Genomic DNA, 11,377 nt, shown 5'->3' with positions numbered 1-11,377 from the left:
GTCGGCCGGGCTGGCCGAGCCGCGTGTGCGTCGTCGAGCGAGCGTCCTGGATGTCGGCGAGCAGATCACCGACGCTGAGCCCGCCGACTGCCCGACGCGGCCCGCCGGCCGATGGATCGTCGACCCCGACGGCGCGGTCGTGCGGGCCGGCCTGGTGCGCCACTACGGCGCGCGGCACGGGCTGTGGCAACTCGATCCCGATATCGCCTACCTGTCCGGCGCCGAGTTGCCGCCGGCGGTCCGCGGCTTCGAGGTGCTCGAGCAGCTGGCGTTCGACGAGCGCCGCCTTCGGCAGGCGCTGTCCGCACGGGACTGCGGGGCGCTGGAGATCCTGGTCCGGGGCGTGCGGATCGACCCCGACGGGCTGCGGCGCCGCCTGCGGCTGCGCGGCGGGGAATCCCTGTCGGTTATCGTCACCCGGGTCGGCTCCGGACCCGCGAGCCATGCGACGGCCTTCGTCTGCCGCGCCTCTCGATAGTGCCCAGGTAGGCTGGCTGCCATCGATCTTCCAGGCGCCCCGCCTGCGTAATTTTGCGAGGGACAAATTCGAACGATGCGTTACCTGATAGTGAGCACCGTGCTGGCCGCGGTGGCCCTGCTGGGCTGGCCGGCGGCCGCCGCGCCGGCGACGTGCGCCGGGATGGGCGGCACCGTCGACGACACCCAGCTGTGCCACGTGCACACCACGGGGTCCACCTACGCCATCACCATGACGTTCCCCGCCGACTACCCCGACGAACAGGCGCTGACCGACTACATCACCCAAAACCGCGACGGCTTCCTCAACGTCGCCCAGACGTCCGGCGGGCGCGACCAGCCCTACCAAATGGAGACCAGCGCCGACCAACGCACCTCCGGTCAGCCGCCCCGCACCCGCAGCGTGGTGCTCAAGTTCTTCCAGGACCTCGGCGGATCGCATCCGTCCATCTGGTACAAGGCGTTCAACTACAACCTGGCGACCAAGCAGCCCATCACCTTCGACAACCTGTTCGCGCCCGGCACGACGCCGCTGGACAGCATCTTCCCGTTGGTGCAGCGCGACCTGGAAAATCAGAGCGCGTTCGGTGCCGCCATCCTGCCGTCGACGGGGCACGACCCGTCGCACTACCAGAACTTCGCCATCACCGACGACCAGCTGATCTTCTATTTCGCCCCCGGTGAGATGCTCCCGGCGGTCGCCGGTCCCGTCCAGGCCCAGGTGCCGCGCAACGCGATCCCGCCCCTGGCCGTCTAGAGCCGCCTGGTCACTGCACCGGGCCGGCCAGCCACTCCATCGCCGCGGCACCGATGCCCAGCGCCACCTGTGCCACGCAGCCGATGAGCGGGACGAAGAACGCCCGCCGCCGGCGCACCAGGAGATATACGGAGACCACGAAGTCGGCGACCAAGACCGCGGCGCCGCCCCAGATCCCCAAGGTCGTGGCGCGGTCGATCCAGGCCGGGTCGCCGCATTTCACGGAACCGCACGGGTCGGTGACCATGACGAAAAGGCCGAGCAGCACGATGGTCACCCCGAACAGCGCCCCGTGCACGATCAGCAGGACAACGGTCGCGGCGACGTCCGCGGGCCTGCCGCGTCGATCGGCGCTCATGCCGGCCCGAATCCGTAGACCTGGCCGTCGCTGGTGCACGCCACCACCCTGCGATCAACGCCGACCGAAATCCCGACGGGATATCCCGTGGCCGCGGGCAGCGGATAGCTGTTGAGGGTGTGGCCATTGGCCGGATCGAAGGCCAGCAGCGACATGCCGGGCGCGCCCTGCCCGGGCGGCGTGCCGACCACCGTGTAGCCGACGCCGCCACCGGCCAGGCTCGACGACGACAGCGGGCCGACGTCGTCGCGCCGCCAAGCCTGATCGGCGTGATCGCCGGCATCCTTGAAGGCCGCGAGCCGGGTATCGGGTCCGCCACCGGCCACGATCAGCCCCTGCGGGGTCACCGACGGCGGCGTCTGCGCCAGGAAACCAAGCGGCACTGACCATTTCACCTTCCCGTCGGCGGCGTGCAGCGCCCACAGCCGTTGGTCGCGGCCGTTGACGTAGACGGTCGACCCGTCGGCGGAGAGCACCGGGCTGGCGATCACGCCGGCGCCGACCGCGTCGCTGGTCCACTCGCGGGTCAGCAGCGGCGTCTGGCCCGGATGGTATTTCAGCCCAACCAGTTCCGCGGCCACCGCACCCGGCTGCCAGACGCCGATCACCGCCATCTGGCCGGTCGGCGAGAAGGCGGGGGCCGCCGCCACCGGGCAGCCCTGCCGCGCCGGCGCGCAATCGGCCAGCCCGCGCGTCGCATCGGTCGGGTCCACACCGTCGACCAAATCCAGCGCACTGCCCACCACCATGCCGCGGTGGGCGTCGAACGTCAGGACCTGACCCAGGTGCGTGATGACCAACAGTTGACCATCACCCAAAAACCTTGGTGTGGTGGGCATTCCGATCACCGGCTGGCGCCAGCGAGTCCACTGCGTCACCGGAAAGGAGAGGAAGGCGCCGGGCTGCCCGACGTAGAGATTGTCGAAGCCGTCGAACAGCGGACCGGCGAAGCCGCCACCCTGGACCACCCGGACGCACCAGCGTTGCCGGCCGTTGTTGTCGTTCTCCCACTCCATGAGCGAACATCCGCCCGGGGTCTGCGCGTTGAGGGCGAGATAACCGCGTGCGCTCAGCGCGGGTCCGGCGGCCAGGCTGCCCTTGACCGACCGCGTCCACTGCAGCGACAGCTTGGTGGCGCCGCTGGTGGGGGTGTAGCTGCTGTTGGCCGAGTCGGCGTATTGCGCGGGCCAGCCTTGCGATGCCGAGGCTTGCACCCAGGAGTCGGTGTTGCCGCAACCGCCGAGTCCCACGATCAGCGCGGCGGCCGCCCCCACGAATGACCAACGCCGAAGACCGAGTTGTCGGGCAAGCACCTCGATTTCCCAAATCCTTCCGCGGCCGTTGGTTCGTTTCCAGAGCAGCGATCGAGTACAGGTGAGGGTAACCCGTGGCGGCTCGGATAAGCTCTCCGGCCATGACGACCATGTGGGGTGCTCCGCTCCATCGCCGTTGGCGTGGATCGATGTTGCGCGACCCACGCCAGGCCAAGTTCCTCACGCTGGCCTCGCTGAAGTGGGTACTGGCCAACCGCGCCTACACCCCGTGGTACCTGGTGCGCTACTGGCGACTGCTGAAGTTCAAGCTGGCCAACCCGCACATCATCACCCGCGGCATGGTGTTTCTCGGCAAGGGCGTCGAGATCCACTGCACACCCGAGCTGGCGCAGCTGGAGATCGGCCGCTGGGTGCACATCGGCGACAAGAACACGATCCGCGCGCACGAGGGCTCGCTGCGCTTCGGCGACAAGGTGGTGCTGGGGCGCGACAACGTCATCAACTGCTACCTCGACATCGAGCTCGGGGATTCGGCGCTGATGGCCGACTGGTGCTACATCTGCGATTTCGACCATCGCATGGACGACATCAACCTGCCGATCAAGGATCAGGGCATCGTCAAGTCCCCGGTTCGAATCGGGCCCGACACCTGGGTCGGGGTCAAGGTGACCGTGCTGCGGGGCACCACCATCGGACGCGGCTGCGTGCTGGGATCGCACGCGGTGGTTCGCGGCGTGGTGCCCGACTACTCGATCGCGGTCGGCGCGCCGGCCAAGGTGGTCAAGAACCGGCAGCTGTCCTGGGAGAGCTCGGCCGCGCAGCGCGCGGAACTGGCGGCCGCGCTGGCCGATATCGAACGCAAAAAGGCTGCCCGCTAACCGATTTCGGGTCTTACGAGGGCTGGTCTTCGACCTCGAAGCGATAGTTGACGGTCCCGCCGTCGACGCCGGTGACGGTCACGTTCACCCCGTAGTTCTTCCCGCTAGTGGTCAGCTGGCAGCGCAGCGTCGCGCCCTCGACGCCCTTGAGGTTGTCGGGGCACGTGACCGAATCGGGTTTGCTTCCCAGCTGCGGGGTGAGTTTCTCGCTGATCGTCTTGGCGACCTGGTTCTTGTCGACTGTCTCCACCATGTCGAACTTGACGTCGCTGCCGTTGACGCTGGTGACGGTGACGTTGACGTTGTAGGTCTGCCCGCCCGCCTTCATCTCGCAGTTCAGCTGCGCCCCGACCTTCGCGTCCAGGTCACTGGGGCAGTTCACCGACTCGGGCTTGTTGCCCGCGGGGTCCGTCATCTTCGAGGTGATCTGGCCGGCGACATCGCTTTTGCTGACAGTGTGCGACGACGACACCGAACACGAACACGCGGCTACGCCGGCCATCAGGCCCGCTGCTGCTCCGGAAACCAGCAACGTCCGAACGATCGACTGAGCCATAACGCCTCCCGTGGGCTGTGCGACTGTGGGCAACTGTGAATCGGCTGATAATTGCATGCCAGACATCTTCGGGTGGGCGGATTGCGTAAACATCAGCCGAACGGCGATCTCGCACCGGGGCCTTTGCTGGTCCAACCGCGCGGCGGTTGGTTACGGTACCGAGGTAACACAGCGGAGGGGGTGCCGCGAATGACGAGCCGGGTGATCGCGGTTGCGAGCGTCGCGGGGGCCACGGTGTTGGCCGGCATGGTGGTGGCCGCCTGCAGCGGCACGTCCACGATGGCGTCGACACCCTCGACGTCGACGTCCGCGGTGTCGATGTCGATGCCGGCCGCCGGCACCGACTACACCGCCCTGCTGATTCAGGGCAGCGACGTCAGCACGACACCGCCCAACGTCTTCACCCCGGCGGAGCCGCCCGTCCAAAACCCGAACGCGATGCCCGGCGCGGCGGTGGTTTTCAAAAACCAGGATGACAGCACCCGAATCGGCGACACGGTCCTGATCCTGACCGACGCCGGGGCCGCGGCCAACGCGATGAGCGGGTCGGTCGCGTCGCTGGGCAACACGGTGACCGGCGGTAACCCGCAGCCGATTTCGGTGGGCGACGGGGGCACGATCGTCGCCGGCACGTCGCCGGATAGGTCCAAGGAGGTGACGGTGCTGTTGTTCACCGAGGGCAAGGCGTTCGTCACGCTGGAATTCGACGGCGCGCCCGGCGACGACGTGCCCACCGACTACGCCCTTACGGTCGCCCAGCAACAGGACGGCGCGGTCAAGAACAAGCTTTCCGGCTGAGGCCGGTTTCAGTAGGGCGGTTGAGCCGCCAGATATGGGTGGACAGAACGGTGGCGAAGGCACACCACAATCCGTAAGGCGAAAGTGCCAGCCCGGCTTGCGGTTTGGCCTGCGTCGCGCGGCGGATGAGGTCCGCGCTGCTGGCCGTCAGGACCGCTGCACCGAGGGCGGATGCGCCGAGCTTGTGATACCTGAAGAAAAGCCAACTCCATCCGGCGTTGAGGAGCAGGTTGACTCCCAACGCCGCGGCATAGCGACGCGCCTTGTCGTGCTGTCCTGCTTGGCGGAACCCGTCGATAGCCACCGCCGACGTGGCGGCGATGTCGGTGTAGAGGGCTGTCCAGACGACTGGAAAGACGACTCCGGGTGGTTGGTATCGCGGTTTGCGCAGCCGTGCGTACCAGGTAGGGACACGGCGTGGGCTGGCGATGCTTCCGGTGCCGGCTGCCGCGCCGACGGCCAGCGTTGTCGCGGCCAGTGTTGAGCTGTTCATACGGTGCTCCGTTCATGCCGGGCCAAGTCCGCTTGCTGCTCAACAGGTTTGGCGGTAGTTGCAGAGCTACCCAACAACGACGCAGATATGCCTACCGGTCCGGCAGGGCGTGCTCGACGATGGGCAGCCGCGGCTGTGGTTGCCGTTCACGGCGTTTGGCGGCCAGGTAAACCTGGGCCGTTTCCTTGGCCACGGTCCCCCAGTCGAAGTCGGAGGTGAGCCGCTCGCGGGCGGCGTCGGCGCGTCGTTGCGCGCCGAGCGGGTCGTCGAGCACGGCGCGCACCGCGGCGGCCAGCCCGGCCACGTCGCGAGGCGGACAGGACACCCCCGTCTTGCCATTGATCACCGCTTCGCCCAGGCCGCCGATGTTCGACGTCACCAGCGGGGTGCCGGCCGCGGCGGCCTCCAGAGCGGCGAGCCCGAACGGTTCGTAGTGGCTGGGCAGCACGGCGGCGTCGGCCCGATGCAGCAACGCCAGCAGCTCGTTGTGATCACAATGCCCGACGAACCGAGTTGCCTTGAGCACCCGATGTTTACGCGCCTGCTCGACGAGCCAGTCCTGCTGGGTGCCCTCGCCGGCGACGGTCAGGGTGGTGCCCGGATGCGTGCGCCTGATCCGCGGCAGCGCGGCGATCACGTCGTGCACACCCTTCTCGTACTCCAGCCGCCCGACGTAGAGCAGCTCGGCCGGCCCGGTGCGGGGACGACGGGGCGCGAACGGCCAGCGTGCGGCGTCGATGCCGTTGGGGATCACCGTGGTCTCGGCCAGACCCGGACCGAACAATTCGGTGATCTCGTCGGTCATCGACGCCGAACACGTGATCAGCGAATCGGATTCACGTACCAGCCATGACTCGACCGCGTGCACCTGACGGCTGATCGCCCCGGAAACCCAGCCCGAATGCCGCCCGGCCTCCGTCGCGTGGATCGTGGAAACGATTGGCACGTCGTAGTATTCGGCGAGCGCGATGGCCGGATGGGCGACCAGCCAGTCGTGGGCGTGCACCACGTCGGGACGCCACGCCCGGTCGCTGCCGTATTTCTTCAACCGCAGGCCGGCGCGGATCATCGCGTGACCCATCGCCAGGGTCCAGGCCATCATGTCGGCACCGAAGCTGAATTCGTGCGGATCCTGCGCGGCCGCGATCACCCGGACGCCCTCGCTGAGATCGTCGGACGACGGGTGCGTGCTGGGATCGGTGCCCGACGGACGGCGCGACAGCACGACGACGTCGTGACCGGCCGCGGCCAGCGCGGTGGACAGGTGATGCACGTGCCGGCCGAGCCCGCCGATCACCACCGGCGGGTATTCCCACGACACCATGAGGATCTTCATCGGGGCAGCCTTCGGGCGTCCAGGGCGCCGAACAGGCCGTCGGCGCGGTTCCAGCCGTCGGCCAGGCGCTCCGCGGTCTCGCGCCGGCCCGACGCCAGCGCCCCGGCGATCTCGCGGGTCGCGTGCGCATGCAGGTGCGCACGGTAGCGGGCGTAGTCGGCGGCCGAGTCCTTACTGACCATGAACGGCCAGTCGCTGGAGACGGTCAGCAGGGTCTCGCGCAGGATCTGATCGGCGACGCGATCGCGGGGGAGCGGGCCGTCCAGCGATGCCGTCTGCGACCTCGTTTGTGCCAAGGCCTTGTCCACGGTGCTCAGCGCGGTGTCGACCACTTCGGTGTTGAGCTGGACCAGATCGGCGACCTGCTCGCCGGCCCACACCTGCCAGTCCTTGCCCGAGCCCCACGAACTCGGCGGCAAGGCGACGGCATCGCCGACGAATCCGCCGGCCAGCGCGTCGCTCAGTGTGCCCACCCGAACACCGGCGGCGGGCAGGGCGCGCAGCACCCGCGCCAGCCACGTCGGGCCCTCGTACCACCAGTGTCCGAACAGTTCGGTGTCGAACGCCGCGACCACGTGGGCGGGTCGCCCGATGCGCTCCGACTCGGACAACAGTCGGGCGCGCACCACGTCGACGAAGTCGGCGACGTGGACATCGACGGCGCGGTCGGCCCGCTCGGGGTCGTAGGGCGCCTTGGCCTCCGAGGCCACGTTGCGGCCGGTGACCCGGGCCGGCTTGAGGCCGGTGAGGTGGTCATAGGTGTGGAAGTCGCGATAGGCCGCATGGCCGGGATAGCCGGACTTCGGCGACCACACCCGGTAGCTGACCTGCAGGTCGCGCCCGAACGCGACGACGTCGGTGTCGCCGACGGGCCGGCCCAGCGCGGTATCGCCGTGCAGCGACGGGCCGTCGACCATGAAGTGGGTGACGCCCGCCGGGGCGTAGTCATGTTCCATGCCGGGGGCGTAGGCGCATTCGGGCGCCCAGATGCCGCCGGGGGTGTGGGCCATCCGCAGCTGCGGGTCGGCCAGGCCTTCGCGCAGCGCGAACTCGCGCAGCCGGGGCGCGAGCAGCGGCTGGAACGGGTGGGCCAGCGGGCCGCCGAGCAGCTCCACGGTGCCCGCGTCGATCAGGCCGCGCAGCAGCGGGCTGCCCCCGTGCCGCCACAGCGTGGCGAAATCCTCAAGCGCGTCATCGGCCTCGGCGCATTCGCGAATCCCGAAGGCCCGCAACGCTTCCGGTGTGCACGATTGGTAGTCGGCCGACTTGGATCCGCTCGCGGATCGCACGCTGGCCGCTTCGGACGCCCGCAGTCGCCAGTTGGCCAGCCAGTGATGCATGCCGTCGAGGCAGTACGGGTCGTCGAGCTGGGCGTTGACCACCGGCGTGACGCCGAGGGTGATGTTCCGGTGCCGGTCCTCGTCGGCCAGGGTGCGCAGCACCCGGAACAGCGGCAGGTACGCCGCGGCCCAGGACTGGTAGAGCCATTCCTCGCCGACCGGCCAGCGCCCGTGGTGGGCCAGCCAGGGCAGGTGGGTGTGCAGCACCAGGGTGAACATCCCGGGCACGCGGTCGATGCTCACGGGCGCACCGCGATCGCGATGAGATCGAGGCTGTCATCTATGTCACGCACGCTGGAATCGACGATGTCGAAGTCGTCGGTGCTGACCGCGGCGACGTCCGCGGCCAGCTCGGGCGGCCACGGCGCGTCGGCCACCGCCCGCGCGATCTGCGCGTCGATGATCGAGCCGCCGTGCCGGGCATCCATCTCACGCAGCCGCGGTCCGTGGAACACACCGCTGATCGACACCTCGCCGAAACCGCCGTCGACCAGCAGCTCGGTCAGCTCGCGGGCGTTGAGTTCGCGGGTGTGGAACGGATTGACCGGGGTGTCGCGACCCGGGGAGAACGTGATGCGGTTGGGCGTCGAGATCATCAACAACCCGGACGGGCGCAGCACCCGGGCGCACTCGGCCACGAACTGGGCCTGGTCCCACAGGTGCTCGATCACCTGGAAGTTCACCACGACGTCCACCGACGCGTCGGGCAGCGGCAGGTCGGCCAGGTTTGCCTGCATGACGTCCACCCTGGCGTAGCGGGCGCGGACGTGGGCCACCGCGGTCTCGTCGTAGTCGACCGCGACGACCCGGCGGGCGATGCCCGCGATCAGGTCGGCACCGTAACCTTCGCCACATCCGGCCTCGAGCACGTCGCGCCCGGCGCAGCGCGGCGCAAGCCGTTCGTAGACCACCTCGTGGCGCCGGAACCAATAGTTCTCGATGTCCAGATCGGGGATCGTGCGCTCGCCTGTCAGCGTCAACACCGCGTCAGGCGCCGGCGAGGTGTTGCCGGCGACGCGTTGCGGGACGTCGGGGACGAATGCGCTCATTGCATAGGGAGGCTAACGCGAAGTGTCCGATTCGCGAACCGGGCCGAAGGAACGTGCACTACGACCCGCTATGGTGTGAGTGCAGAACGCACAAACTTACCTCGTAGTAATACCGCTGTGCGTTGCTAAACGTGTACCGAGTTCCCGCAGTCGCGCACTGCGGAACTCCTTCGAGGAGGACGAACCACACTCATGACGAACATCGTGGTCCTGATCAAGCAGGTCCCAGACACGTGGTCGGAGCGCAAGCTCACTGACGGCGATTTCACGCTGGACCGCGAGGCCGCCGACGCGGTGCTGGACGAGATCAACGAGCGTGCCGTGGAAGAGGCGCTGCAGATTCGCGAGAAAGAGGCCGCCGACGGCGTCGACGGGTCGGTGACCGTGCTGACCGCGGGTCCCGAGCGCGCCACCGAGGCGATCCGCAAGGCCCTGTCCATGGGCGCCGACAAGGCCGTCCATCTCAAGGACGACGGCATGCACGGCTCGGACGTGATCCAGACCGGGTGGGCGCTGGCCCGCGCGCTGGGCACCATCGAGGGCACCGAGCTGGTCATCGCCGGTAACGAGGCCACCGACGGCGTCGGCGGGGCGGTGCCGGCGATCATCGCCGAGTACCTCGGGCTGCCGCAGCTCACCCACCTGCGCAAGCTGTCGCTCGAGGGCGGCAAGGTCATCGGCGAGCGCGAGACCGACGACGGCGTGTTCACCCTCGAGGCCACGCTGCCCGCGGTCGTGAGCGTCAACGAGAAGATCAACGAGCCGCGCTTCCCGTCCTTCAAAGGCATCATGGCCGCCAAGAAGAAGGAAGTCACTGTCCTGACGCTGGCCGAGATCGGGGTCGAGGGCGACGAGGTCGGGCTGGCCAATGCCGGCACCACGGTGCTGTCGTCGACGCCGAAGCCGCCGAAGACCGCGGGCGAGAAGGTCGCCGACGAGGGTGAAGGCGGCAACCAGATCGCCCAGTACCTGGTCGGCCAGAAGATCATCTGAACCCCACGCCCGTCATCCAACGAGAAGAGCGATATAACCCATGGCTGAAGTATTGGTGCTCGTCGAGCACGCCGAAGGCGCCCTGAAGAAGGTCACCTCCGAACTGATCACCGCCGCCCGCGCGCTGGGTGAGCCGGCCGCCGTCGTGGTCGGCGCGCCCGGCACGGCCGCGCCGCTGGCCGACGGGCTGAAGGAGGCCGGCGCCGCCAAGATTTACGTCGCCGAGTCCGACACCGTCGACAACTACCTGATCACCCCGACGGTCGACGTGCTGGCCGCGCTGGCGGAGTCCAACGCGCCGGCCGCCGTGCTGCTGGCCGCCAACGCCGACGGCAAGGAGATCGCCGGACGGCTCGCCGCCCGGATCGGTTCCGGTCTGCTCGTCGACGTGGTCGACGTCAAGGAGGGCGCCAAGGCCACCCATTCCATCTTCGGTGGAGCGTTCACCGTCGAGGCGCAGGCCAACGGCGACACCCCGGTGATCACGGTCCGAGCCGGCGCCATCGACGCCGAGCCGGCCGCGGGTGCCGGCGAGCAGGTCACCGTCGAGGTGCCGGCTCCCGCCGAGAACGCCACGAAGATCACGTCGCGCGAGCCCGCCGTCGCCGGTGACCGCCCGGAGCTGACGGAGGCCACCATCGTGGTCTCCGGTGGCCGTGGGGTCGGCAGCGCCGAGAACTTCAATGTCGTCGAGGCGCTGGCCGACTCGCTGGGTGCGGCGGTCGGGGCGTCACGCGCCGCCGTCGACTCCGGCTACTACCCAGGCCAGTTCCAGGTCGGCCAGACGGGCAAGACGGTGTCGCCGCAGCTCTACATCGCGCTGGGCATCTCCGGTGCGATCCAGCACCGCGCGGGCATGCAGACGTCGAAGACCATCGTCGCGGTCAACAAGGACGAAGAGGCGCCCATCTTCGAGATCGCCGACTACGGCGTGGTGGGTGACCTGTTCAAGGTCGCCCCGCAGCTCACCGACGCGATCAAGGCCCGCAAGGGCTGACGGCACCCCCGAGTTAACCAACGGCCCCGCGGATTACCCGCGGGGCTGTTGTTTTCGCCACTATTTCCGCG

Annotated in this window: 12 protein-coding genes and 1 pseudogene; 6 read left to right on the top strand and 7 right to left on the bottom strand. The window is 68.8% G+C overall.

Annotated elements, in window-relative coordinates:
- Positions 1-478, top strand: a pseudogene (locus tag A5747_RS16245) (class I SAM-dependent methyltransferase); the annotation flags it as partial.
- A 75-nt stretch (positions 479-553) separates the two neighbouring features.
- A complete protein-coding gene (locus A5747_RS16240) occupies positions 554-1,234 on the top strand; it encodes an esterase (protein WP_076125998.1) in 681 nt (226 codons plus the stop codon).
- A gap of 10 nt (positions 1,235-1,244) precedes the next feature.
- On the opposite strand, the gene A5747_RS16235 is transcribed toward A5747_RS16240, so the two are convergent.
- Both A5747_RS16235 and A5747_RS16230 read right to left on the bottom strand, forming a co-directional pair.
- Complete coding sequence (locus tag A5747_RS16235) at positions 1,245-1,592, bottom strand: hypothetical protein (RefSeq protein WP_076125995.1); 348 nt, start codon at positions 1,590-1,592, stop codon at positions 1,245-1,247.
- Positions 1,589-2,866, bottom strand: a complete 1,278-nt coding sequence (locus A5747_RS16230) for a PQQ-binding-like beta-propeller repeat protein (protein ID WP_198938206.1) — start codon at positions 2,864-2,866, stop codon at positions 1,589-1,591. The genes A5747_RS16235 and A5747_RS16230 overlap by 4 nt, the downstream gene beginning before the upstream one ends.
- Before the next feature lie 140 nt (positions 2,867-3,006).
- On the opposite strand from A5747_RS16230, the gene A5747_RS16225 reads away from it, so the two are divergent.
- Positions 3,007-3,744 (top strand): acyltransferase, encoded by a 738-nt coding sequence (locus A5747_RS16225; RefSeq protein ID WP_076125989.1) that lies wholly within the window; start codon positions 3,007-3,009, stop codon positions 3,742-3,744.
- A 13-nt stretch (positions 3,745-3,757) separates the two neighbouring features.
- Here the strand turns inward: A5747_RS16225 and A5747_RS16220 are convergent, their stop codons facing one another.
- Positions 3,758-4,300: a DUF4333 domain-containing protein gene (locus A5747_RS16220; protein ID WP_076125987.1), complete on the bottom strand. Its 543-nt coding sequence runs from the start codon at positions 4,298-4,300 to the stop codon at positions 3,758-3,760.
- A 189-nt stretch (positions 4,301-4,489) separates the two neighbouring features.
- Between A5747_RS16220 and A5747_RS16215 the strand changes: the two genes are divergently transcribed.
- Complete coding sequence (locus A5747_RS16215; protein WP_076125984.1) at positions 4,490-5,098, top strand: hypothetical protein; 609 nt, start codon at positions 4,490-4,492, stop codon at positions 5,096-5,098.
- On the opposite strand, the gene A5747_RS16210 is transcribed toward A5747_RS16215, so the two are convergent.
- From A5747_RS16210 to A5747_RS16195, 4 genes are all read right to left on the bottom strand, one after another.
- Entirely contained in the window at positions 5,076-5,591 is a 516-nt protein-coding gene (locus A5747_RS16210; protein WP_076125981.1) for a TspO/MBR family protein, read from the bottom strand. The genes A5747_RS16215 and A5747_RS16210 overlap by 23 nt on opposite strands.
- A gap of 91 nt (positions 5,592-5,682) precedes the next feature.
- Positions 5,683-6,927 (bottom strand): glycosyltransferase family 4 protein, encoded by a 1,245-nt coding sequence (locus tag A5747_RS16205; protein ID WP_076125978.1) that lies wholly within the window; start codon positions 6,925-6,927, stop codon positions 5,683-5,685.
- Positions 6,924-8,486 (bottom strand): glycoside hydrolase family 57 protein, encoded by a 1,563-nt coding sequence (locus A5747_RS16200; RefSeq protein ID WP_076126023.1) that lies wholly within the window; start codon positions 8,484-8,486, stop codon positions 6,924-6,926. Before A5747_RS16200 ends, A5747_RS16205 begins: the two co-directional genes overlap by 4 nt.
- Positions 8,487-8,506: 20 nt before the next feature.
- A complete protein-coding gene (locus A5747_RS16195; protein ID WP_076125976.1) occupies positions 8,507-9,316 on the bottom strand; it encodes a bifunctional 2-polyprenyl-6-hydroxyphenol methylase/3-demethylubiquinol 3-O-methyltransferase UbiG in 810 nt (269 codons plus the stop codon).
- Between the two features lie 192 nt (positions 9,317-9,508).
- Between A5747_RS16195 and A5747_RS16190 the strand changes: the two genes are divergently transcribed.
- A complete protein-coding gene (locus A5747_RS16190; protein WP_076125973.1) occupies positions 9,509-10,309 on the top strand; it encodes an electron transfer flavoprotein subunit beta/FixA family protein in 801 nt (266 codons plus the stop codon).
- Positions 10,310-10,349: 40 nt separating this feature from the next.
- Entirely contained in the window at positions 10,350-11,306 is a 957-nt protein-coding gene (locus A5747_RS16185; protein ID WP_076125971.1) for an electron transfer flavoprotein subunit alpha/FixB family protein, read from the top strand.
- The last annotated feature ends 71 nt before the right edge of the window (positions 11,307-11,377 follow it).

The sequence above is a fragment of the Mycobacterium sp. IS-836 genome, assembly GCF_001954275.1.
Classification (GTDB): domain Bacteria; phylum Actinomycetota; class Actinomycetes; order Mycobacteriales; family Mycobacteriaceae; genus Mycobacterium.
Note: the sequence above shows the minus strand (reverse complement) of the source record. Positions and strands in the feature narration are given on the sequence as shown.